This window comes from Streptomyces sp. NPDC090442 (assembly GCF_044769405.1).
Classification (GTDB): domain Bacteria; phylum Actinomycetota; class Actinomycetes; order Streptomycetales; family Streptomycetaceae; genus Streptomyces.
Map to the genome: position 1 here is coordinate 66,086 of NZ_JBIVXW010000003.1, position 22,121 is coordinate 88,206.

General features: G+C 72.1%; 20 protein-coding genes. 13 read left to right on the forward strand and 7 right to left on the reverse strand.

What is annotated here, in order from left to right; all coding sequences use genetic code 11:
* Position 1: 1 nt before the first annotated feature.
* From murG to ACIQU6_RS03755, 8 genes are all read left to right on the forward strand, one after another.
* Positions 2 to 1,093 (forward strand): undecaprenyldiphospho-muramoylpentapeptide beta-N-acetylglucosaminyltransferase, encoded by a 1,092-nt coding sequence (murG, locus tag ACIQU6_RS03720; protein WP_383407748.1) that lies wholly within the window; start codon positions 2 to 4, stop codon positions 1,091 to 1,093.
* 22 nt (positions 1,094 to 1,115) lie between these two features.
* Positions 1,116 to 1,931 carry a cell division protein FtsQ/DivIB gene (locus ACIQU6_RS03725; protein WP_403479996.1) on the forward strand — a complete coding sequence of 272 codons (816 nt, stop codon included), beginning with the start codon at positions 1,116 to 1,118 and terminating at the stop codon, positions 1,929 to 1,931.
* A 288-nt stretch (positions 1,932 to 2,219) separates the two neighbouring features.
* Positions 2,220 to 3,461 (forward strand): cell division protein FtsZ, encoded by a 1,242-nt coding sequence (gene ftsZ / locus ACIQU6_RS03730; protein ID WP_403479997.1) that lies wholly within the window; start codon positions 2,220 to 2,222, stop codon positions 3,459 to 3,461.
* 14 nt (positions 3,462 to 3,475) lie between these two features.
* Entirely contained in the window at positions 3,476 to 4,228 is a 753-nt protein-coding gene (pgeF, locus tag ACIQU6_RS03735; protein WP_403479998.1) for a peptidoglycan editing factor PgeF, read from the forward strand.
* The gene (locus ACIQU6_RS03740; protein ID WP_403479999.1) at positions 4,192 to 4,959 is read left to right on the forward strand and encodes a YggS family pyridoxal phosphate-dependent enzyme; all 768 of its coding nucleotides are present in this window, start codon (positions 4,192 to 4,194) and stop codon (positions 4,957 to 4,959) included. Before pgeF ends, ACIQU6_RS03740 begins: the two co-directional genes overlap by 37 nt.
* A gap of 123 nt (positions 4,960 to 5,082) precedes the next feature.
* On the forward strand, positions 5,083 to 5,703 hold the full coding sequence (locus tag ACIQU6_RS03745; RefSeq protein WP_403480000.1) for a cell division protein SepF: 621 nt from the start codon (positions 5,083 to 5,085) through the stop codon (positions 5,701 to 5,703).
* Positions 5,704 to 5,771: 68 nt separating this feature from the next.
* Positions 5,772 to 6,065, forward strand: coding sequence for a YggT family protein (locus tag ACIQU6_RS03750; RefSeq protein ID WP_039637383.1), 294 nt, complete (start codon positions 5,772 to 5,774; stop codon positions 6,063 to 6,065).
* Between the two features lie 49 nt (positions 6,066 to 6,114).
* Entirely contained in the window at positions 6,115 to 7,233 is a 1,119-nt protein-coding gene (locus ACIQU6_RS03755; protein WP_403480001.1) for a DivIVA domain-containing protein, read from the forward strand.
* A gap of 237 nt (positions 7,234 to 7,470) precedes the next feature.
* Here the strand turns inward: ACIQU6_RS03755 and ileS are convergent, their stop codons facing one another.
* Positions 7,471 to 10,614, reverse strand: a complete 3,144-nt coding sequence (ileS, locus tag ACIQU6_RS03760) for an isoleucine--tRNA ligase (RefSeq protein WP_403480002.1) — start codon at positions 10,612 to 10,614, stop codon at positions 7,471 to 7,473.
* A 570-nt stretch (positions 10,615 to 11,184) separates the two neighbouring features.
* On the opposite strand from ileS, the gene ACIQU6_RS03765 reads away from it, so the two are divergent.
* The 4 genes from ACIQU6_RS03765 (at position 11,185) to ACIQU6_RS03780 (ending at position 15,359) form a co-directional block, all read left to right on the forward strand.
* Positions 11,185 to 11,880 (forward strand): TraR/DksA family transcriptional regulator, encoded by a 696-nt coding sequence (locus tag ACIQU6_RS03765; RefSeq protein WP_403480003.1) that lies wholly within the window; start codon positions 11,185 to 11,187, stop codon positions 11,878 to 11,880.
* 127 nt (positions 11,881 to 12,007) lie between these two features.
* Positions 12,008 to 12,610: a signal peptidase II gene (gene lspA / locus ACIQU6_RS03770; protein WP_403480004.1), complete on the forward strand. Its 603-nt coding sequence runs from the start codon at positions 12,008 to 12,010 to the stop codon at positions 12,608 to 12,610.
* 85 nt (positions 12,611 to 12,695) lie between these two features.
* Positions 12,696 to 13,637, forward strand: coding sequence for an RluA family pseudouridine synthase (locus tag ACIQU6_RS03775; RefSeq protein WP_403480005.1), 942 nt, complete (start codon positions 12,696 to 12,698; stop codon positions 13,635 to 13,637).
* Positions 13,638 to 13,763: 126 nt separating this feature from the next.
* On the forward strand, positions 13,764 to 15,359 hold the full coding sequence (locus ACIQU6_RS03780; RefSeq protein ID WP_403480006.1) for a Na+/H+ antiporter: 1,596 nt from the start codon (positions 13,764 to 13,766) through the stop codon (positions 15,357 to 15,359).
* Positions 15,360 to 15,406: 47 nt separating this feature from the next.
* On the opposite strand, the gene ACIQU6_RS03785 is transcribed toward ACIQU6_RS03780, so the two are convergent.
* Positions 15,407 to 16,510, reverse strand: coding sequence for a mechanosensitive ion channel family protein (locus tag ACIQU6_RS03785; protein WP_403480130.1), 1,104 nt, complete (start codon positions 16,508 to 16,510; stop codon positions 15,407 to 15,409).
* Between the two features lie 95 nt (positions 16,511 to 16,605).
* Here ACIQU6_RS03785 and ACIQU6_RS03790 point away from each other — a divergent pair, with 95 nt between their 5' ends.
* Entirely contained in the window at positions 16,606 to 17,226 is a 621-nt protein-coding gene (locus ACIQU6_RS03790; protein WP_403480007.1) for a dienelactone hydrolase family protein, read from the forward strand.
* A 65-nt stretch (positions 17,227 to 17,291) separates the two neighbouring features.
* On the opposite strand, the gene ACIQU6_RS03795 is transcribed toward ACIQU6_RS03790, so the two are convergent.
* The 5 genes from ACIQU6_RS03795 to ACIQU6_RS03815 all read right to left on the reverse strand — a co-directional run bounded on the left by ACIQU6_RS03795 (position 17,292) and on the right by ACIQU6_RS03815 (position 22,063).
* Complete coding sequence (locus ACIQU6_RS03795; protein WP_403480008.1) at positions 17,292 to 18,200, reverse strand: thioredoxin domain-containing protein; 909 nt, start codon at positions 18,198 to 18,200, stop codon at positions 17,292 to 17,294.
* Positions 18,201 to 18,259: 59 nt separating this feature from the next.
* Positions 18,260 to 18,955: a hypothetical protein gene (locus ACIQU6_RS03800; protein WP_403480009.1), complete on the reverse strand. Its 696-nt coding sequence runs from the start codon at positions 18,953 to 18,955 to the stop codon at positions 18,260 to 18,262.
* Between the two features lie 121 nt (positions 18,956 to 19,076).
* Positions 19,077 to 19,919, reverse strand: a complete 843-nt coding sequence (locus tag ACIQU6_RS03805) for a thioredoxin domain-containing protein (RefSeq protein ID WP_403480010.1) — start codon at positions 19,917 to 19,919, stop codon at positions 19,077 to 19,079.
* A 103-nt stretch (positions 19,920 to 20,022) separates the two neighbouring features.
* On the reverse strand, positions 20,023 to 20,679 hold the full coding sequence (locus ACIQU6_RS03810; RefSeq protein WP_403480131.1) for a hypothetical protein: 657 nt from the start codon (positions 20,677 to 20,679) through the stop codon (positions 20,023 to 20,025).
* A 58-nt stretch (positions 20,680 to 20,737) separates the two neighbouring features.
* Positions 20,738 to 22,063 carry a DUF2252 family protein gene (locus tag ACIQU6_RS03815; protein WP_403480132.1) on the reverse strand — a complete coding sequence of 442 codons (1,326 nt, stop codon included), beginning with the start codon at positions 22,061 to 22,063 and terminating at the stop codon, positions 20,738 to 20,740.
* Positions 22,064 to 22,121 lie beyond the last annotated feature (58 nt).

The following is a 22,121-nucleotide window of genomic DNA, read 5'->3' on the forward strand; positions in this document are numbered from 1 at the left end:
GGTGCATGTCGTACTCGCCGGTGGGGGGACCGCCGGCCACATCGAGCCCGCGCTCGCCCTCGCGGACGCCCTGCGGAGGCAGGACCCGACCGTGGGGATCACGGCCCTCGGCACGGAACGCGGCCTGGAGACCCGGCTGGTCCCCGAGCGCGGCTACGAGCTCGGCCTCATCCCGGCGGTACCGCTGCCCCGCAAGCCCACCCCCGAACTGATCACCGTCCCCGGGCGACTGCGCGGCACGATCAAGGCCGCCGAGCAGATCCTGGAGCGCACCAAGGCGGACTGCGTCGTCGGCTTCGGCGGCTATGTGGCGCTGCCCGGCTATCTGGCCGCCAAGCGGCTCGGGGTGCCGATCGTCGTCCACGAGGCCAACGCCCGCCCCGGCCTGGCCAACAAGATCGGTTCGCGGTACGCGACGTACGTCGCGGTCAGCACCCCGGACAGCAAGCTGCGCGGCGCCCGTTACGTGGGCATCCCGCTGCGCCGCTCGATCGCCACCTTGGACCGGGCCGCGGTCCGGCCCGAGGCGCGCGCCGCGTTCGGGCTCGACCCCAACTTGCCGACGCTGCTGGTGTCCGGCGGTTCCCAGGGCGCCCGCCGACTCAACGAGGTCGTCCAGGCCGCCGTGCCGGTGCTCCAGCGCTCCGGCATCCAGGTGCTGCACGCGGTCGGCCCGAAGAACGAACTGCCGCACGTGGACAACATGCCGGGGATGCCCCCCTATGTCCCGGTACCGTACGTGGACCGGATGGATCTCGCGTACGCCGCGGCCGACATGATGCTCTGCCGGGCGGGCGCGATGACCGTCGCCGAGCTGTCCGCCGTCGGGCTGCCGGCCGCCTTCGTCCCGCTGCCCATCGGCAACGGCGAACAGCGTCTCAACGCCCAGCCGCTGGTCAACGCCGGTGGTGGCCTGCTGGTCGACGACGCCCAGTTGACCCCGGACTGGGTGCAGGACAACGTGCTCCCGGTCCTGAGCGATCCGCACCGGCTGTACGAGATGTCCCGCGCGGCCTCGGAGTTCGGCCGTCGGGACGCCGACGAGCTGCTGGTCGGCATGGTCCACGACGCGATCGAGCAACACCGCAAGTAGCGGACGAGAGAAGGCGGAGAGCGTGGCCGGACCGACCACCGCCAAGCGCGGCACCAAGAAGTCGACGTCCGGCCCGCGCCCTTCGCCGTCCTCCGGCGGGCGGCGCTTCCGGTTGCCGCGCCCGCGACTGCGCCGCCCGGGCCGCCGCGGTGTGATCATCATCGCGGCACTCGCCCTGCTGCTGGGCGGGTTCGGTGCCTGGGCGGTCTACGGCTCCAACTGGCTGCGGCTGGAACGGGTACAGGCCACCGGCACCGACGTGCTCACCCCCCAACAGGTGGTCGCCGCGGCGTCCGCCCCCATGAACGCACCGCTGGCCTCCGTGGACACCGACGCGGTCGAACGCCGGCTGCTCGCCCGACTTCCGCGCCTCAAGAGCGTTGCCGTGACCCGGTCCTGGCCGCACACGCTCGGTCTCGAAGTGACCGAAAGGGCGCCGAAACTACTGCTCGAAACGGACGGGAAGCTCGTCGAAGTGGACGACGAGGGCGTCCGGTTCGGCACCGTGACCCGCGCGCCCAAGGGTGTTCCGCTTCTGAAGCTGACCGTTTCCGATTCCCCGGGTTCCGCACGTTTCGGAACCGGCCGTTTGCTGCGCGCCGCGGTCACCGTCGCCCAGGACCTTCCGGCCGCCGTCCGCAAGGACGTTCGCGCCCTCAGGGTCCGCTCCTACGACTCCGTCACCCTCGAACTCGCAGGTGACCGCACGGTGATGTGGGGCAGCAGCGAACAGGGTGCCGAGAAGGCGAAGGTGCTGGCCGCGCTGTTGAAGGCCGCGCGTGACGCGCGCCACGTCGACGTCTCGGTCCCCAGCGCGCCCGCGGTGTCCGGGAGTTGACGTACCGCGTCGCAGGCCAGCACCCTGGATGGCTACGACTATGGGTGATCACATAGGGTGAAAAGAAAAACGGGAGGTTCGGCGTGTTCGTTGAACGCGCGCACCTTGTCGACTTAGTGTCTCGTTCCAAAGGGACCGTGGAACCAGGAACACAGGCACAGTAACCGTAACCCTAAACTTCAGGGTTAGGGTTCAGGTCGGCGAAGACGGACCACCCCTTCGGCATCAGTCGGCGTCCACACGCAATGTGCGGCGACGACACGTAAATCGAGGCGAGAGGCCTTCGACGTGGCAGCACCGCAGAACTACCTCGCAGTCATCAAGGTCGTCGGGATCGGCGGCGGTGGCGTGAACGCCATCAACCGGATGATCGAGGTCGGGCTCAAGGGCGTCGAGTTCATCGCGATCAACACCGATGCGCAGGCGTTGCTGATGAGCGACGCCGACGTCAAGCTCGACGTCGGCCGCGAGATGACGCGCGGACTCGGCGCCGGCGCCAACCCGGACGTGGGCCGCAAGGCGGCCGAGGACCACCGCGAGGAGATCGAGGAGGTCCTCAAGGGGGCCGACATGGTCTTCGTGACCGCGGGTGAGGGCGGCGGGACCGGCACCGGCGGTGCCCCGGTCGTCGCCAACATCGCCCGCTCGCTGGGCGCCCTGACGATCGGTGTGGTCACCCGGCCGTTCACCTTCGAGGGCCGCCGTCGCGCCAACCAGGCCGAGGACGGCATCGCGAGCCTTCGCGAAGAGGTCGACACCCTCATCGTGATCCCCAACGACCGTCTGCTGTCCATCTCGGACCGCCAGGTGAGCGTGCTCGACGCGTTCAAGTCCGCGGACCAGGTGCTGCTGTCGGGTGTCCAGGGCATCACCGACCTGATCACCACCCCGGGCCTGATCAACCTCGACTTCGCCGACGTCAAGTCCGTGATGTCCGAGGCCGGATCGGCGCTGATGGGCATCGGCTCGGCGCGTGGCGACGACCGCGCGGTGGCCGCGGCGGAGATGGCGATCTCCTCGCCGCTGCTGGAAGCCTCGATCGACGGCGCCCGCGGTGTGCTGCTCTCCATCTCCGGCGGTTCCGACCTCGGCCTCTTCGAGATCAACGAGGCGGCCCAACTGGTCAGCGAGGCCGCGCACCCCGAGGCCAACATCATCTTCGGTGCGGTCATCGACGACGCGCTGGGCGACGAGGTCCGGGTCACCGTCATCGCCGCGGGCTTCGACGGCGGTCAGCCGCCGGCCCGGCGCGACGCGCAGCAGGCCGCCATGCCGGCTCCCAAGCGCGAGGAGCCCGCCCCGGCGCCGGCCCGCCCGACCGTCCCGCCGGTCGAACCGCCGCGCACCGCACCGTCGTTCGGCGGTCTCGGCGCGGTCCCGCCGGTACGGGACGAGGCCCCGGCGCAGTCCGACTCCTCGTCGCTGGGCGAGGTCCCCGCCCCGCCGACCGGTGGCCCGTCGGTTCCCCCGGCCCGTCCGTACTCGGACTCCGCGGCCGAGGAGCTGGACGTTCCCGACTTCCTGAAGTGACGTAAAGCACCGACGTGATAGGGCAACAGCACCACGTGAGCGGCGCGCACTTCGCCTTCACCGACAGGTGGGGCGGGGTGAGCGCCGCTCCGTATGAGCAGCTCAACCTGGGCGGCGCGGTCGGCGACGACCCCGCCGCCGTGCGGACCAACCGCGCCCGCGCCGCCGAGGCGTTGGGTCTCGACCCGGCCGACGTGGTCTGGATGAACCAGGTCCACGGCCGGGACGTGGCGGTGGTCGACGCACCGTGGACGGAGGGTGACGCCCCGCCCGTGGACGCGGTGGTGACGTCCCGTCGGGGACTCGCGCTGGCCGTGCTGACCGCGGACTGCACCCCGGTCCTGCTCGCCGACCCGGTCGCCGGGGTCGCGGGCGCCGCGCACGCCGGCCGGCCGGGCCTGGTCGCCGGGGTCGTGCCGGCGCTCGTCGCCGCCATGACCGAACGGGGCGCCGAGCCCTCCCGGATCCTCGCGCACACCGGACCCTCGGTCTGCGGGCGTTGCTACGAGGTGCCCGAGGAGATGCGCGCGGAGGTCGCCGCGGTGGTGCCGGAGGCGTGGGCAACCACGTCCTGGGGCACGCCGTCGGTGGACGTCACCGCCGGAGTCCGCGCCCAACTGGCCGCGGCAGGCGTGCGGTTGCGTCCGCAACCGCAGCCGTGCACCCGGGAGTCGACGGACCACTTCTCGTACCGTCGCGACCGCACCACCGGGCGGTTGGCGAGCTACGTATGGCTCGGGGACGCCCCCGGAGAGGCTGCGCTGTGACCGACGACCGCAGAACGCAACTGGCCGACAACCTGGCGCAGGTGGAGGATCGTATCTCCACAGCCTGTGCCAAGGCCGGCCGGGCACGCGACGAGGTCTCGCTGATCGTCGTCACCAAGACCTACCCCGCGAGCGACGTCCGACTGCTCGCGGAGTTGGGGGTGCGTCAGGTCGCGGAAAACCGCGATCAGGAAGCGGCACCGAAGGCGGCCGAATGCGCTGACTTGCCGCTGACTTGGCACTTCGTCGGTCAGTTGCAGACCAACAAGGTGCGGTCGGTGGCCCGTTACGCGGGGGTCGTCCAGTCCGTCGACCGGCCGCGGCTGGTGACCGCGCTCGCCAGGGAGGCGGTCCGTGCCGGGCGCGAACTGGGGTGCCTGATCCAGGTGGCGTTTGATGTGGAGTCAGTTGCGGACGGCCGGATGACCGGTGACCGCGGTGGGGTGGCACCGGAGGGCGTCGCCGAGCTCGCCGAGGTGATCGCCGCGTCCCAAGGGCTGCGCCTGGACGGGCTGATGACGGTCGCGCCGCTGGCCGGGCCGTATGCCGGACGCCAACAGGCCGCCTTCGAGCGGCTCATGGAAATCTCATCCGACCTGCGCGCGAACCATCCTGCTGCCACCATGGTGTCGGCAGGGATGAGCGCGGACCTCGAAGACGCGGTGGCTGCCGGGGCGACACATGTACGCATCGGCACCGCGGTACTCGGAGACCGACCACGGCTCGGGTAACGTCGCCAAGCAAGTCGGACCACAGCACAAAATATGGTCATTCCCGCAGGACGCGGGCAGGCCGAGTGGATCCAAGGCCCCTGGTGACGGAGCCGATCCACCACAGAGCGGAGGACGCAGAGAATGGCCGGCGCGATGCGCAAGATGGCGGTCTACCTCGGCCTCGTGGAGGACGATGGGTACGACGGCCGGGGGTTCGACCCCGACGACGAGTTCGAGCCCGAGCTTGACCCGGAGCCCGATCGGGGGCGGCGGCAACAGCACCAAGTGCAGCCCGAGACACGCCCGGAGAGGGAGGAACCGGTCCGCGCCGCAACCCCTCCCGCGCCGCGTGAACCCGCCCCGCTCGCCGCGGAAAGCGGACGACCCGCGCGTATCGCCCCCGTGGCATCTATCACACCCGAACGTCCGAACCTGGAGAAGAACGCACCGGTGATCATGCCCAAAGTTGTGTCCGAGCGGGAGCCTTACCGCATCACCACACTGCACCCCCGGACCTACAACGAAGCCCGTACCATCGGGGAACACTTCCGTGAGGGCACTCCGGTGATCATGAATCTCACGGAGATGGACGACACGGACGCGAAGCGACTTGTCGACTTTGCGGCCGGGTTGGTCTTCGGACTGCACGGGAGCATTGAGCGGGTAACGCAGAAGGTGTTCCTGTTGTCGCCTGCTAACGTCGATGTCACGGCGGAGGACAAGGCCCGTATCGCAGAGGGCGGGTTCTTCAACCAGAGCTGAGACGCACCACTTGGGCACACCAGGCCGTAAGGTCGTAACGCAGGAGCAAGGGGAGAGGGAAGCGCGAGATGAGTGTCGCTGGTCAGGTGATCTACATCGCGCTGTACTGCTTTCTGATCCTGCTGATCTTCCGACTGGTGATGGACTATGTCTTCCAGTTCGCCCGCTCATGGCAACCCGGCAAGGCGATGGTGGTGATTCTTGAGGCCACCTACACTGTCACCGATCCGCCACTCAAACTTCTGCGGCGGGTCATTCCGCCGCTGCGTCTCGGGGGCGTGGCGCTCGACCTGTCCTTCTTCGTATTGATGATCATCGTCTACATCCTGATCACCGTCGTGAGGTCGGTGTTGTTGGTGTGAACGATACGGTCTTGCCGATTGCCGACGACTACGTTGAGGTGAAGTAGAGATGCCGTTGACCCCCGAGGACGTGCGGAACAAGCAGTTCACGACCGTCCGCCTTCGAGAAGGCTATGACGAGGACGAGGTCGATGCCTTCCTCGACGAGGTCGAGGCCGAACTGACCCGCCTGCTGCGGGAGAACGAGGATCTGCGCGCCAAGTTGGCCGCCGCGACTCGGGCCGCCGCGCAGAACCAGCAGCAGGGTCTGCGCAAGGGGCCCGACCAGCAGCAGGAGCAGCAACAGCAGCCGCCGCAGCGGCCTGGGGCTCCGGTGCCCGCCGCCATATCCGGTCCGCAGCCGGTTCCGCCGCAGCAGCAGGGGATGGGTGGCCCGCCCCAACTGCCCGGTGGTGCACCGCAGCTGCCTCCCGGTCCCGGTGGCCACGGTCCCGGTCCGCAGGGCCCGCACGGTCCCGGCCCGATGGGCCAGGGTGGCCCGCTGGGCGGTCCGATGGGCGGCCCCGGACAGCAACTGCCGCAGCCGGCCCAGCAGCAGGGCGGCCCCGGTGGTGACAGCGCGGCCCGCGTGCTGTCGTTGGCGCAGCAGACCGCCGACCAGGCGATCGCGGAGGCCCGTTCCGAGGCCAACAAGATCGTCGGCGAGGCGCGCAGCCGTGCCGAGGGCCTGGAGCGGGACGCCCGCGCCAAGGCCGACGCGCTGGAGCGGGACGCGCAGGAGAAGCACCGCGTGGCGATGGGCTCGTTGGAGTCGGCCCGCGCGACGCTGGAGCGCAAGGTCGAGGACCTGCGCGGCTTCGAGCGCGAGTACCGCACCCGTCTGAAGTCGTACCTGGAGAGCCAGCTGCGCCAGTTGGAGAACCAGTCCGACGACTCGCTGGCCCCGCCGCGGACCCCGGCCGCTCCCTCGCTGCCGCCGTCCCCGTCGATGGCGTCGGCCGGTGCGGGCACCATGGGCGGCAACCACACCATGGGTGGCGGCCCGTCGATGGGTGGCAACCACTCCATGAGCAGCCCGTCCAGCGGCGGTCCGTCCTACGGCGGTCAGCAGCAGATGTCGCCGGCGATGACGCAGCCGATGGCGCCGGTGCGGCCGCAGGGTCCGTCGCCGATGCAGCAGACGCCGTCGCCGATGCGCGGCTTCCTCATTGACGAGGACGACAACTAACCGCGACGTCTGACGCCGGGAACGGCGCGCGGAGTCGGCAATCAGGGCCGGGCCCCGAGGGAACTCCCTCGGGGCCCGGCCCTGTTCGTGGTGGGTGCGGTGCGCGCGCCGTGGTGTTCGCCGGCGTAGTCCGTGCAGGGGGCGCGGCGGTGGTACGCGGGGGGCGGAGAAGGGTGCGGGCCCCGGCGCGCAGTGCGCCGGGGCCCGGTCGTGCCCCCGTCGTGCTTCCGTGCTCCGTTATGCCTTGCGGAGGTGGAAGGTCAGGGCCAGTGCCTCGTCGGTGAAGGCCGGGCCGTAGGACTCCTCCGGCCCGCCGGCGGCGAAGTCGGCGGCCAGTACCTCGTCGGCGATCAGCGGGGCGTGGTCGGTGAGGGCCGTGCGGACCTCGTCGTCGGTGGTCGTCCAGCGCAGGGCGATCTGGTCGGCGACGTCCAGGCCGCTGTTCTTGCGGGCCTCCTGGATGAGCCGGATCGCGTCGCGGGCCAGGCCGGCGCGGCGGAGTTCCGGAGTGATCTCCAGGTCGAGGGCGACCGTCGCGCCGGCGTCGGAGGCCACCGACCAACCCTCGCGCGGGGTTTCGGTGATGATGACCTCTTCGGGGGTGAGGGCGACGGTCTCGCCGTCCACCTCGACGCCGGCGGTGCCCTCGCGCAGGGCGAGCGAGAGGGCGGCGGCGTCCGCGGCGGCGATCGCCTTGGCGACGGCCTGGACGCCCTTGCCGAACCGCCGGCCCAGGGCGCGGAAGTTGGCCTTGGCGGTGGTGTCCACCAGGGAGCCGCCCACGTGGGAGAGCGCGGCCAGCGAGCTGACGTTGAGCTCCTCGGCGATCTGGGCGCGCAGGTCCTCGGAGAGGTCCGCGAAGCCGTGGGCGCCGACCAGCGCGCGGGACAGCGGCTGACGGGTCTTCACCCCGGACTCGGCGCGGGTGGCGCGGCCCAACTCGACCAGCCGGCGCACCAGTTGCATCTGCGCGGAGAGCGCCGGGTCGATCAGGGCGCGGTCGGCGACCGGCCAGGTGGTGAGGTGGACCGAATCCGGGGCGTCCGGGGTGACCGGGACGACCAGGTCCTGCCAGACCCGCTCGGTGATGAACGGGACGAGCGGGGCCATCAGCCGGGTGACGGTCTCGATGACGTCGTGCAGGGTGCGCAGCGCGGCGGCGTCGCCCTGCCAGAAGCGGCGGCGGGAGCGGCGGACGTACCAGTTGGAGAGGTCGTCGACGAACGCGGAGAGCAGCTTGCCGGCGCGCTGGGTGTCGTAGCCCTCCAGGGCGTCGGTCACGCCCTCGACCAGGGTGTTGAGCTCGCCGAGCAGCCAGCGGTCCAGCAGCGGGCGGTCGGCCGGGGCCGGATCGGCCGCGGACGGCGCCCAGTTGGAGGTGCGGGCGTAGAGGGCCTGGAAGGCGACGGTGTTCCAGTACGTCAGCAGGGTCTTGCGGACGACTTCCTGGATGGTGGTGTGACCGACCCGGCGGGCCGACCAGGGGGAGCCGCCGGCGGCCATGAACCAGCGGACCGCGTCGGCGCCGTGCTGGTCCATCAGCGGGATCGGCTGGAGGATGTTGCCCAGGTGCTTGGACATCTTCCGGCCGTCCTCGGCGAGGATGTGGCCGAGGCAGACCACGTTCTCGTACGACGACTTGTCGAAGACGAGGGTGCCGACGGCCATCAGTGTGTAGAACCAGCCGCGGGTCTGGTCGATGGCCTCGGAGATGAACTGCGCCGGGTACCGCTTCTCGAACAGTTCCTTGTTGCGGTACGGGTAGCCCCACTGCGCGAACGGCATCGAGCCGGAGTCGTACCAGGCGTCGATGACCTCGGGGACGCGGGTGGCCTCCAGGGTGCAGCCCTCGTGGGTGCAGCCGAAGGTGATCGCGTCGATGAACGGGCGGTGCGGGTCCAGACCGGACTGGTCGGTGCCGGTCAGCTCGGTCAGCTCGGCGAGCGAGCCGACGCAGGTGAGGTGCCCCTCCTCGCAGCGCCAGATGGGCAGCGGGGTGCCCCAGTAGCGGTTGCGGGACAGCGCCCAGTCGATGTTGTTGGTCAGCCAGTCGCCGAACCGGCCGTGCTTGACCGACTCCGGGAACCAGTTGGTGTTCTCGTTCTCCCGCAGCAGGGCGTCCTTGACCGCGGTGGTGCGGATGTACCAGGAGGGCTGGGCGTAGTAGAGCAGCGCGGTGTGGCAGCGCCAGCAGTGCGGGTAGCTGTGCTCGTAGGCGAGGTGGCGGAAGAGCAGGCCGCGGGCGTCCAGGTCGGCGACCAGGGCCTCGTCGGCCTTCTTGAAGAACTGGCCGCCGACGAGCGGGAGTTGCTCCTCGAAGGTGCCGTCCGGGCGGACCGGGTTGACCACCGGGAGGCCGTACGCGCGGCAGGTCTTGAGGTCGTCCTCACCGAAGGCGGGGGCCTGGTGGACGAGGCCGGTGCCGTCGTCGGTGGTGACGTACTCGGCGTTGACGACGAAGTTGGCGCCGTCGAGGTCGACGAGCGGGAACGGGCGCTGGTAGGTCCAGCGCTCCATCTCGCGGCCGGTGAAGGTCTCGCCGGTGGTCGTCCAGCCCTCGCCCAGCGCCTTCTCCAGCAGCGGCTCGGCGACGACCAGCTGCTCGGTGCCGTCGGTGGCGACGACGTAGGTGACGTCGGGGTGGGCGGCGACGGCGGTGTTGGAGACCAGGGTCCAGGGGGTGGTCGTCCAGATCAGCAGGGCGGCGCGGCCGGCCAGCGGGCCGGAGGTCAGCGGGAGGCGGACGAAGACCGAGGGGTCGACGACCGTCTCGTAGCCCTGGGCCAGCTCGTGGTCCGACAGGCCGGTGCCGCAGCGCGGGCACCAGGGCGCGACGCGGTGGTCCTGGACCAGCAGGCCCTTGCCGAAGATCTCCTTCAGGGACCACCACACCGACTCGATGTAGTCGGAGTCCATGGTGCGGTACGGGGCGTCCAGGTCCGTCCAGTAGCCCATCCGCGTCGTCAACTCGGCGAAGGCGTCGGTGTGCCGGGTCACCGACTCGCGGCACTTGGCGTTGAACTCGGCGATGCCGTACGCCTCGATGTCCTTCTTGCCGTTGAAGCCCAGCTCCTTCTCCACGGCCAGCTCGACCGGGAGGCCGTGGCAGTCCCAGCCGGCCTTGCGGTCGACGTGGTAGCCCTGCATCGTGCGGAACCGGGGGAAGACGTCCTTGAAGACCCGGGCCTCGATGTGGTGCGCGCCGGGCATGCCGTTGGCCGTCGGGGGGCCCTCGTAGAAGACCCACTCGGGGCGGCCCTCGGACTGCTGGAGGGTGCGCGCGAAGACCTTGCGCTCCTGCCAGAAGTCGAGCACCGCGTGCTCAAGGGCGGGCAGGTCTACCTGCGCGGGTACCGGGCGGTACTGGGGCGTGGGACTCATCGGTTCCTCCGGCGGACACCTGGTGCGTTCTCCGTCCGGAGGGACGAGAGCCGTGAGCTCCCGCGGTACCACCCTCCTTGGCGGCGCCGTCGCGCACCGCCCCCTCATTGGGATCGCGCTGCCGGTTCTACTGACCCGCGTCGCGTGCGTACGCGGGCGTTCTTCCGACGGCTCCGGGCTGATCTTCGCGTAGGGCACGCCCCCGGGCTCGCACCGTCCCCGGGTCGCTGAAGGCTGCGTCCGACGCTACTCGTCCCATCGACGCCTCTCGCTGCGCCCCAGTGTACGGGGCCGGGCCGACGGCGGCCGACCGGATTTCGGACGCCGGCGCCGGCCGGGGGAGGCCCCGACCGAACCGCTCCCGTGGGTGACCCGAATGGCGACGCTGTCAGATGCGGGCAATCCGGGCGGATTACGGCGCGGTGGGCGGGCACAACGGAGGCAGGCCGGACGCGCGAACCCGGCGGTGGGGTGGCCGGGCGGTGCGTCCCGTTGCCGCGTGCCGTGCGGCGATTTATCGTTCCCGTCACGATTCGCGCACAAGATCACATATGCGAAGGGGTCGCGGCCATGGTGGCGAAGAAGACCGCCGCGGAGAAGACCACGACGTCCGCCGGGCCCGCTGACGAGGACGTCGCGACGCACTCCGCCCACGAGGACGCAGCCGGGCACCCGGAGGCGCCGAAGAAGACCGTCGCGAGGAAGGCGGCCGCGAAGAAGGCGCCGGCCAAGAAGGCGGCGCCGGCCAAGGCCGCGGCCAAGAAGGCGGCGGCGAAGAGGACGGCCAAGCCGGCCGCCAAGAAGGCCGTGAAGAAGGTGGCGGAGAAGCCCGTGGAGAAGGCCCCCGCCGAGGCGGCGGCGGTCGCGGCGCCCGGTGAGCTCGCGGTCCGGCCGGGCGAGGATCCCTGGACGCCCGCGGAGGTGACCGAGGCGCGGACCGAGCTGAAGGCGGAGGTGGACCGGCTGCGGGCCGAGATCGTCGCCGCCGAGGACGCCATCGCCGGGCTGATGCGGGACTCCGGTGACGGCGCCGGCGACGACGAGGCCGACACCGGCACCAAGAACATCACCCGCGAGCACGAGCTGGCGCTGGCCTCCAACGCGCGGGAGATGCTGCACCAGACCGAGCGCGCCCTGGGGCGCCTGGACGCGGGCACGTACGGGCTGTGCGAGAACTGCGGCCGGCCGATCGGCAAGGCGCGGATGCAGGCGTTCCCGCGGGCGACGCTCTGCGTGGAGTGCAAGCAGAAGCAGGAGCGGCGCTGACCCGCGGCCCGCGACGGTCCGGTGCGGGCCGGCACCCGGCCGGGCCGGGCGCGCGGGGGTGTGCCGTACTCTCGTGGGCAGCCGGGCTGGGCCTGGTGGTGGACTCGACGGGTTGAGGGACGCACACGTGGCAGAGGCGGAACGCATCACCGGTACGCCGGAATCCGAGCCGGGTTCCGGGGCGGAACCCGTGGCGGGATCCGAGGGGGGACGGCCGGCGGAGGGCGAGCGGCCCACCGGGCGCGGGCGGCGGCGGATCGCCGCGCTGCTGCTGGTGGCCGCGGTGGTCTACCTGCTCGACCTGGGCAGCAAGCTGGCGGTGGTCGCCAAGCTGGAGCACCACGCCCCGGTCGAGATCATCGGGACGCTGCTCCAGTTCAACGTCATCCGCAACCGCGGGGCGGCCTTCGGGTTCGGCGAGGCGCTGACGGTCTTCCTGACCATCATCGCCGTGGTGGTGATCGTGGTGATCGCCCGGATCGCGCGCAAGCTCTACAGCCTGCCCTGGGCGATCGCGCTGGGGCTGCTGCTGGGCGGCGCGTTCGGCAACCTCACCGACCGGGTCTTCCGTTCGCCGGGCGTCTTCCAGGGCGCGGTGGTGGACTTCATCGCCCCCGCCCACTTCGCGGTCTTCAACCTCGCCGACTCCGCGATCGTCTGCGGCGGCGTGCTGATCGTGCTGCTGTCCTTCCGGGGGCTGGACCCCGACGGGACCGTCCACAAGGACTGATCGCCCAGGTCGTGGCCCGGGCCCTGGTTCCGGGGCGGGCCCTCCGCCGGGTCGGGCAGTGTCGCGGGACTGCCATACTCGTGGGGTGAGCACGCTTCCCGAGATCCGCACCCTGCCCGTACCGGACGGCCTGGAAGGCGAGCGCGTGGACGCCGCGCTGGCCCGCATGTTCGGCTTTTCCCGTACGAAGGCGGCCGAGCTGGCGTCGGCCGGCAAGGTCCGGGTCGACGGCACCGAGGTGATGAAGTCCGAGCGGGTCCACGGGGGTGCCTGGCTGGAGGTCGAGATGCCGCCGGCGGCCGCGCCGGTGGAGATCGTCGCCGAGCCCGTCGAGGGCATGGAGATCGTCCACGACGACGAGGACGTCGTGGTGATCAGCAAGCCGGTGGGGGTCGCCGCGCACCCCAGCCCCGGTTGGACCGGCACCACCGTGATCGGCGGGCTGGCCGCGGCCGGCTACCGCATCTCCACCTCCGGCGCGGCCGAGCGGCAGGGCATCGTGCACCGCCTCGACGTCGGCACCTCCGGGTTGATGGTGGTCGCCAAGTCGGAGCGGGCGTACACGTCGCTGAAGCGGCAGTTCAAGGAGCGGGTGCCGGACAAGCGCTACCACGCGCTGGTGCAGGGCCACCCGGACCCGATGAGCGGCACCATCGACGCCCCCATCGGGCGGCACCCCAACCACGACTACAAGTGGGCGGTCACCGCCGACGGCAAGGCGTCGGTCACCCACTACGACCTGATCGAGGCGTTCCGGGCCGCCAGCCTGTTGGACATCAAGCTGGAGACCGGGCGGACGCACCAGATCCGGGTGCACATGTCGGCCCACCGGCACCCCTGCGTCGGCGACCTGACGTACGGCGCCGACCCCACGCTCGCCAAGCGGCTGGGCGTCTCCCGGCAGTGGTTGCACGCGGTCCGGCTGGGCTTCGAGCACCCCTCCGACGGGCGCTGGGTCGAGTTCGAGAGCGCGTACCCGGCGGACCTCCAGCACGCGCTGGACACCGTGCGGGACGAGAGCTACTGACCAAGTCCCCGGGGGCAGTTCGGGGTAATTCGGGCGAATCGATCGGCGGAAGCCGGGATTTGACCCTTTCATGGCAGAGTTGGGGCGGAAAGTGATCGGAACCGACCGCTCCGGAGCGTAGTCACCGTGGATCAGTTGGCCCTGCTGTTCGTCCTGCTCCTCGGAGCGGTGGTGATGGTTCCGCTCGGCGACCGGCTGGGCCTGCCCTCACCGGTGTTGATGACGCTGGCCGGTGCGGTGCTGGCGCTGCTGCCGTTCGTGCCCAACGTCCAGGTACCGCCCGAGTACATCCTGCCGATCGTGCTGCCACCGCTGCTCTACGCGGCGGTCCAACGCACCTCCTGGCGGCAGTTCACCGCCAACCTCCGGCCGATCTTCCTGCTCGCGGTGTTGCTGGTGTTCGCCACCACGGCCGCGGTCGCGGCGGTCGCCCAGGCCGTGGTGCCGGGCATGCCGCTGGCCGCCGCGGTGGTGCTGGGCGCGCTGGTCGCCCCGCCCGACCCGGTGGCCGCCACCGCGGTGGCCGGCAAGCTGGGGCTGCCCCGCCGCATGGTCTCCATCCTGGAGGGCGAGGGGCTGTTCAACGACGTCACCGCGATCGTGCTCTACCACGTCGCGCTGGCCGCGGTGATCAGCGGCACCTTCTCGGTGCCCGGCGCGGTGGGCTCGTTGGTGCTCTCCGCCGTCGTCGCGGTGGCGGTCGGCGTGGTGCTCGGCTGGGTGGCGAACAAGCTGATGGGGCGGCTGGGCGACCCCACGCTCCAGATCGGGCTGACGCTGCTGGTGCCGTTCGTCGCGTACGTGCTGGCCGAGGAGTTCAAGGGCTCGGGCGTGCTCGCGGTGCTGACCTCCGGGCTGTTCCTGGCCGAGTACGCGGTCGACGCGGACGACGTGATGGGCCGGCTAGCCGGCTACACCTTCTGGGAAGTGGTCGACACCCTCGTCACCGGCGTCGCCTTCGGGCTGATCGGCCTGGAGCTGCACAACATCATCGGTGCCGCCGGCCGCCACTGGACCTCGATGCTCGGCGCCGGCGCCGCCGTGGTCGCGGTGGTCGTCGTGGTGCGCCTGGTGTGGCTGTTGCCCGCCGCCTGGCTCGCCAAGCGGATGCACAAGCGCCGGGACGTCGAGGAGGACATCCCGATGAGCTGGCGCGAGACGGTCATCATGTGGTGGTCCGGGATGCGCGGGGTGGCCACGGTGGCGTTGGCCCTGGCCATCCCGACCACGGTGGACGGCGGCGGCGCCTTCCCGGCCCGCGACGAGATCCTCTTCATCGCCTTCGCGGTGGTCCTGTCCACCCTGGTCATCCAGGGGCTGACGCTGCCCTGGCTGGTGCGCAAGCTGCGGGTGCGGGCCGACACCGACGCCGCGGACGCGGTGGAGCGGGAGTTGGCGCTGCGGGTGATCAAGGCGTCCAAGCGGCGGCTGAAGGAGATCCTGGAGGTCGAGGAGGTGTCCGACGAGGTCGCCGACCAACTGGCCCGCCGCGCCTACGACATGGGCGCCCGGATCACCCCCGACATCGTCGACGACGAGCGGCGCGAGCTGTTCGAGAAGCGCATCTCCCGGATGAAGAAGGTCCAGCGGATCCAGGGCGAGATGCTCTCGGCCGCCCGGCACGAGGTGCTGTCGGCGCGCAGCGAACCGGGCGCCGACCCGGAGATCGTCGACCGGGTGCTGCGCCACCTGGACATGCGGAGCCTGCGGGCGACCCCGTAGGGCGCGGAACGGGCGGGCCCGGGCGGGGAGTTGGGGTCGCGGGCCGGTCAGCGGCCCCGGAGGCCGTGCGGGCCGTCCGTCGGGTCGGACGGGACGGTGTCCGGCGGCCCCCCGGCGGGCGCGGCGGGCGCGGTGGTGATCCGCGGCAGCGCGTAGGCGTGCTCGGTCCGCAGCCACTCGATCATCCGCTCGCGGACCTTGCAGCGCAGCGTCCACAGCGCGTCCGCGTCCCGGGCGGTGACCAGGGCGCGCACCACGATGGTGGACGGGGTGGTGTCGGTGACCACCAGGCTCCAGGACCGGGCGTCCCACTCCGGGCACTCCTGGAGCAGCTCGTGCAGGTGCTGCCGCATCTTCTCCAACGGGGCGGAGTGGTCGAGGTGGAAGAAGGCCGCACCGGTCATCTGCGCGCCGCCGCGCGACCAGTTCTCGAACGGCTTGCTGGTGAAGTACGAGACCGGCATGGTGATCCGGCGCTCGTCCCAGGTCCGCACGCTCAGGAAGGTCAGGGTGATCTCCTCGACCGTGCCCCACTGGCCGTCCACGACCACGGTGTCCCCGATGCGCACCATGTCGCCGAACGCGATCTGGAGCCCGGCGAAGAGGTTGCCCAGGGTGGACTGGGCGGCGATACCGGCGACGATGCCCACCAGCCCGGCGGAGGCCAGCACGGAGGTGCCCACCGCCCGCATCTGCGGGAACGTCAGCAGCATCGAGGCGGCCGCGACGACGATCACCACCGCGGTGACCACCCGCTGGATCAGCGTCACCTGGGTCCGCACCCGCCGCACCCGCGCCGCGTCCCGGGCGCCGGCCGCGTAACGGGCGTAGGACGAGTCCACGATCGCCGCCGCGGCCCGCACCAGCAGCCAGGCGGTGGCCGCTATCAGCACCAGCGTCAGGAACTGGCCGATGCCCACCGCGTGGTCCAGCACCAGCGGGATCCTGGTCTGGTCGTAGGTGCCGAGCAACAGGGCGAAGGTGAGCATCAGTTGCAGCGGTATCCGGCAGCGCCGCAGCAGCCCCCACAACGGGGTCTCCGGGCGGCGGGTGTCGATCCGCAGCAGGGTCCGGTCGATCAGCCAGACCAGGACGAACGTGACCACGATCGAGCCGCCGACGACGGCGATCGGGCGCAGCACGGCCTCCAGGGACACGGGGCTCCTCCTCGGTGGGTGTGCTCGTTCCGGTGTGGACGACCGTAGCTGGCACGATGGGGGGAGAGCGATCCAACCCCAGGGAAGTGATGTCTGTGCCCTCCGCCGAGCCCGCGACCAGCGGTTCCTCCACCCTCGTGCTGTTTCATTCGGTGTGCGGGCTGCGCCCCGCGGTGCACGCCGGCGCGGACCGGTTGCGCGCCGCGGGCCACGAGGTGATCGTCCCGGACCTGTTCGGCGGCCGGACCGCCGACTCGGTCGTCGACGGCATGGTCATCAAGGAGGAGATCGGCACGGACGAGCTGCTGCGCCGGGCCGTCGCGGCGGTCGCCCCGTACGCCGACCGCGGACTGGTCTACGCCGGCCTCTCCTTCGGCGGCTCGGTCGCGCAGAACCTCGCCCTCGCCGACGAGAAGGCCCGCGGGCTGCTGCTGATGCACGGCACCTCCGACCTCGCCGACGGCGCCAGCGCCGACGAGCTCCCGGTGCAACTGCACGTCGCTGACCCCGACCCGTTCGAGCCGCACGACTGGTTGAACGCCTGGTACCTGCGGATGCGCCGGGCCGGCGCGGACGTGGAGGTGTTCCGCTACGCCGGTGCCGGCCACCTCTTCACCGACCCCGACCTCCCGGACTACGACGCGGAGGCGGCCGAGGCCGCCTGGAAGGTGGCGCTGGGGTTCCTGGCGGACCTGCCGGAGCGGGGCTGACCCCACGCCCCACGGCCGGGCGGGCGGCTCCCGGTGGCCCCAAACGCCCGCCCGGCCCGCGGCCGTCACCGGCCGCCGGTGGGGTCCTTCTCACCCTTGGCGATGCCCTGGCCGGCGCCGTTCTTGTCGCCGCCCTTCGCCGGGCCGAACTCCGCGTCGATCATCTTGCGGAAGTTGGCCCGCGCCACCTGGTCGTACTGCTCCTGCGTCATCTGCTGCTGCGGGATCTCCGCCATCGTCAGCTTCTTGTCGCCGTGCATGAAGGTGGGGGTGCCGCGCACGCCCTTGCGCCCGAACAGCGCGGTCATCTCCATCGCCCAACGGTCGTACGTGCCGCCCTCGACCGCCTTCTGGAACGCCTTGTCGCCCTTCAACTCCGGTACGTCGGCGGCCACTTTGAGCAGCTCGGAGTCCTTGGCGTAGAGGTCCTCGCGCTCGTCGGGGTGGAACTTGGTCGAGTACAGCGCCGCCTTGTACTTCAAGAACGCCTCCGGGCCGACGTTCAGCGCCGCGCCCAGCGCGCTCAGCGCGTTCTTGGAGCCCTCGCCGCCCTGCATGCCGTCGATGAAGGTGTACATGGTGTAGCGGACCCTGAACCGGCCGTCGTGCAGGTCCTTGATCAGCTCCGGGCCGGCGCTCTGCTCGAAGGCCGCGCAGGCCGGGCAGCGGACGTCCTCGAAGACCTCCAGGGTCTGCTGGGCGTTCTTGTCGCCCAGCAGGATCTCGGTGCCGTGCGGGCCCTGGGTGTGCGCCGGGGTGACCAGCTTGGCCTCCTTGGCGGCCTCCCAGCCGGTCGGCTCGTTCGCCTTCACCACGGCGAGGCCGATGCCGCCGGCGACCACCAGGACGCCGACGACCGAGGCCGCCACGACGAGTTGGCGGCGCAGCCGCGCCTTCTTCTTCTCCCGCTCGCGCTCGGCGCGGATCCGTTCGCGGGCCGCTTGCTTCTTCGCCTGGTCGTTCCGGTTGCTCATGGGGGGTGTCCGATCCTTCGGTGCTGCGCTGACTCGGGGGTGTACGGGTGGTACGGGGGTCAGACGGCCACCGGGGACGGGGGACCGCGGCGCCGTACGCAGTGCGCGAGGCGGGGCAGTGGGCGGGCCGGCGCCGGCGGGCGGGGCGGGCGCGGGCACGGACGGGGTGGGACGGCGGCAGCGCGGGCGAGCGCGGCCGCCGTCCGCAGCGGCCGGCCGGCGCCGGTGGCGGCCGCGCGCAGCAGGGTGCCCAGCGCCCGTTGGCCGCGGTGCAGCCAGGCGGCCGCGAGCAGGCCGACGGTCAGGTGGGCGGCGAGCAACAGCCAGCCGGCGGCCGGGCGCAGGGCGGGCAGGCCGTGGGGGAGGCCGGCCGGTCCGGCCGGCCCGGTGCCGCGGCACAGCAGATCGACGCCGACCGCGTGCAGCGGGCCGGTGACGGGACCGCCGGCCGGCCCGTAACAGGTCTGCTGCCCGGTGGTGAAGACGGTGTCGGCGGTCAGTTCCAAGGGGACCAGCAGCGCGGCGGTCCGCCCGTAGCCGCGCTCGCGGCCGGAGTGCGCGTAGGCCGCGGTGAAGACCCCGGCGCAGACCGCGGCGAGGATGGCCGGCGGGAGCGGGCGGTGCGAGAGCAGGACGTGGGAGGTCGCGGAGAGCGGGACGCACAGCGCGGTGAACAGCGCCGCCCGCACTGCCCTGAGCCGGTCGCCGGGTAAGGCCCCACGCCGGGCCGTCGGGCGGTCTCCCCTCCGCTGCATGGCGGGAGTCTGCCATGAACACGGCGGGAATCCGGGTCAAGATTTGGCATCGGCCGGCGTGCACGGGGCACGCCGGCCGATGCCGGTCACCGGGGCGCGGCCCGGCGTCAGGACCCGGGGGTCACTTCTTGAGGTTCTTGTCCACCTGGGCGTTGAAGTCCGCCACCGAGGACGGCGCGACCGGGCCCTGTGCGCTCTGGGTGCCCAGGACGGTGCCGTTCATCTTCACCGTCGGGGTGCTGCGGACGTCCGAGTGGTTGTTGAACTCCTTGGACATCGCCATCGCCCACGCGTCGTAGGTGCCGTCCTTGACCGCCTTCTCGAAGGCGGCGTTGCCCTTCAGCGCCGGGATGGTGTCGGCGACCTTGAGCAGGTAGCTGTCGTCGGCGAACTTGTCCGGGCCGGTCTCGTCCGGGTGGTACTCCTTGGAGTACAGCGCGAACTTGTACTTCAGGAAGGCGTCGGGGGAGACGTTCAGCGCGGCGCCCAGCGCGCTCAGCGCGTTCTTGGAGCCGGTGCCCTGGAGGTTGTTGTCCAGGAACGTCCCGATGTGGTAGGTCGCCTTGTACTTACCGTCGCTGACGTCCTTCTCGATGGTCGAGCCGACGGTCTGCTCGAAGACCGAGCAGCCGGGGCAGCGCGGGTCCTCGAAGAGCTCCAGGGTGTTCTTGGCGTCGGACTTGCCGACGGTGATGGTGGTGCCGTTGGGGCCGCTGGTGTGGGCGGGCGGGACCGGCTTGGCCTTGGCGGCCTTCGCCCAGACGTCGGCGCCCGAGCCGCTGCTGCTGCCGCCGGAGTTGGCGACCGCGAGGCCGATGCCGCCGGCCACCGCCAGCACCGCGACCACGGCGCCGCCGACGATCAACTGGCGGCGGGTGCGGTCCTTCTTGGCCTGCCGCTCGCGCTCGGCGCGCAGCCGCTCGCGGGCTGCCTGCTTGTTGGCCTGACTGTTGCGGTTGCTCATGACTGCTTGGCTCCGTGGGATGAAGTGGTCCGTGGGAAAAGAGTGCGTGCTGCGGGGCGTCTCCGCCCGGTGGGCGGGCGCCGGGCCGCCGACCCGGGGAGGGTCAGGCGGCGAGCGCGCAGGGCGGACCGCGGCGCACCACGGAGTGCACGAGCAGGGGGACGGACCGGGCGGGCGACGTGGTCCGCACGGGGGCGGGCACCGCGCGGCGCGGTGCGGCGACCCGGCCCAGGAACGCGGCCGCGATCAGCAGCGGGCGGAACGCGAAGCCGGCCACCGCGTCCAGCAGTCGCACCAGCGCGGCCTCGCCGCGGCGCAGCCAGCCGGCCGCCAGCAGCCCGACGGCCAGGTGTCCGGCGAGCAGTAGCAGCCAGGCCGGGGCCGGCGCGCCGCCCTCCTGGGCCAGCCGCGCCAGCGGGCTGCCGACCTGGCCGCCGCCGCAGAGCAGCACCGTGCCCAGCGAGCGCAGCGGCCCGGTCGGGCCGCCCTCCGGGCCGAAACAGGTGTGCTGGCCGAGGCTGAAGACGGTGTCGGCGGCCAGCTCCAGGGGGAGCAGCAGCCCGGCGATCCGCCAGTAGCCGCGCTCGCGGCCGGCCAGGGCGTAGGCGAGCGCGAACACCGCGACGCCGGTCACGGCGACGGTGACCGGCGGCAGCGGCATGCGGGAGAGCAGCACATGGGACGCCGAGGACAGCGTCACGCACAGCGCCGTGAAGAGCGCCGCGCGCAGTGCCCGCAGGTGTGCCGCCGAGATGTCCATCGTCAGCGAGTCTGCCATGGGCCCCGCTAAAGGGGTACTAAGGGGGCGCAGGGGGTGGCTACCGGATCGCGATCCGGCCGTCCCGCAGCAGCTCCACGAAGATCCGGTGGTCGGCGCGGGTCCGGGCCGCGCAGGAGTGCGCGAAGTCGGCCAGCAGCGGGCCGAAGCCGTCCTCGTCGGCGGCGAGGGCCGCGTCGATGGCCCGCTCGGGCCGGAACGGCACCAGCGGGTGCCCGCCCTTGCCGTCCCCCGCGGCGTGCGCGGCGGCGGTGACCCGGCCCAGCCCGGCGACGGCCGCGGCGATCTCCTCCGGGTCGTCCAGGCCGGACCAGTCCAGCCCGACCGCGTACGGCGAGACCTCGCCGACCACCAGGCCCGCGCCGTCCAACTCGGCCCAGCCCAGCCACGGATCGGCGTGCGCCTGGAGGGCGCGCCGGGCCAGCACCGCCCGGTGCCCGTCGTGCCGCACCTGGGCTGCGACCTCCGGGACGGCCCGGTAACGGGCGAGCGCCGGGGGCCGCGCCCGCCGCACGGTGAGCACCACATCGCTCTCCAGGGCGTCGCTGCCGCCCTCCAGCAGCAGGTCGTACGCCGCCGCGCCGCCGGCCGCGCCCGGGCCGCGCCGGCCCACCACGTCCTTGACCCGGTACGCCTCGGGGCGGACCGGACCCGTCTCCGCCAGCGTCTCCAGATAGCCGTCGAAGGCCGCCAGGACGGTGTACCGGGCCGCCGCGTCCAGCGCGACGGCGTCCGGGCCGGCGGCGAACCGCCGCTCCCCGTCGGACAGCTCGGTCAGCGGCGCCAGCAGCCCGGCCCGGGTCCGCGCGCGGGCCGCGCGCAGCACGGTCAGCAGCGGCCCGCGCGCGGTGTCCAGGGTGCACGGCGGTGCCGCGCCCGCACCGGAGGCGAGCGCGCGCACCTGCTCCCGGTAGGCCGCGGCGAAGGCCGTCACCAGCTCGGTGATCCGGGCGTCGCTCAGCCCCCGGGCGTGGCCGAGCAGCGCGATCGAGGCCGCGCACCGCTTCAGGTCCCAGGTGAACGGGCCGACGTACCCCTCACCGGAAGCGGTGACGCCGAACGCCAGCCGGCCCGTGGCGTCCAGATACGCGCCGAAGCCGCCGGCGTGCAGATCGCCGTGGATCCACACCCGGCCGGTCCGCTCGTCCAGATACGGGGCACCCGGCGCCCCCGCGCCGGCCACCGCCAGGTCGTGGTGGAAGAGGGCCGCGGCCCCGCGGAAGAAGGCCGCGGGCGAGCCGGCCATCCGCCGCAGGGCGGGGCCGGCGCTGGTGGGGTCGAGGGCGGCGCGGATCTGCTCGGCGCGTCGTGCGGTGTCCTGGCCGTGCCGCGCGGTCTCCCGCGCCGGGGCGTCCTGGATCGGCATCATCGGCATTGCTCACAGCCTCCTGGAGTGCCGGAAAGCGGATCGGAGATCAGACCGG

Bases quoted from the DNA above. Each gene is read 5' to 3' on its own strand.
- ACIQU6_RS03755 (WP_403480001.1), top strand. From the start codon at position 6,115: ATGCCGTTGACCCCCGAGGACGTGCGGAACAAGCAGTTCACGACCGTC.
- ACIQU6_RS03795 (WP_403480008.1), bottom strand. From the start codon at position 18,200: ATGAGCAACCGGAACGACCAGGCGAAGAAGCAAGCGGCCCGCGAACGG.
- ileS (WP_403480002.1), bottom strand. From the start codon at position 10,614: ATGAGTCCCACGCCCCAGTACCGCCCGGTACCCGCGCAGGTAGACCTG.
- ACIQU6_RS03750 (WP_039637383.1), top strand. From the start codon at position 5,772: ATGAGTGTCGCTGGTCAGGTGATCTACATCGCGCTGTACTGCTTTCTG.
- ACIQU6_RS03740 (WP_403479999.1), top strand. From the start codon at position 4,192: ATGGCTCGGGGACGCCCCCGGAGAGGCTGCGCTGTGACCGACGACCGC.
- ACIQU6_RS03815 (WP_403480132.1), bottom strand. From the start codon at position 22,063: ATGCCGATCCAGGACGCCCCGGCGCGGGAGACCGCGCGGCACGGCCAG.
- ACIQU6_RS03745 (WP_403480000.1), top strand. From the start codon at position 5,083: ATGGCCGGCGCGATGCGCAAGATGGCGGTCTACCTCGGCCTCGTGGAG.
- ACIQU6_RS03810 (WP_403480131.1), bottom strand. From the start codon at position 20,679: ATGGACATCTCGGCGGCACACCTGCGGGCACTGCGCGCGGCGCTCTTC.
- ACIQU6_RS03790 (WP_403480007.1), top strand. From the start codon at position 16,606: ATGTCTGTGCCCTCCGCCGAGCCCGCGACCAGCGGTTCCTCCACCCTC.
- ACIQU6_RS03800 (WP_403480009.1), bottom strand. From the start codon at position 18,955: ATGCAGCGGAGGGGAGACCGCCCGACGGCCCGGCGTGGGGCCTTACCC.
- ACIQU6_RS03805 (WP_403480010.1), bottom strand. From the start codon at position 19,919: ATGAGCAACCGCAACAGTCAGGCCAACAAGCAGGCAGCCCGCGAGCGG.
- ACIQU6_RS03765 (WP_403480003.1), top strand. From the start codon at position 11,185: ATGGTGGCGAAGAAGACCGCCGCGGAGAAGACCACGACGTCCGCCGGG.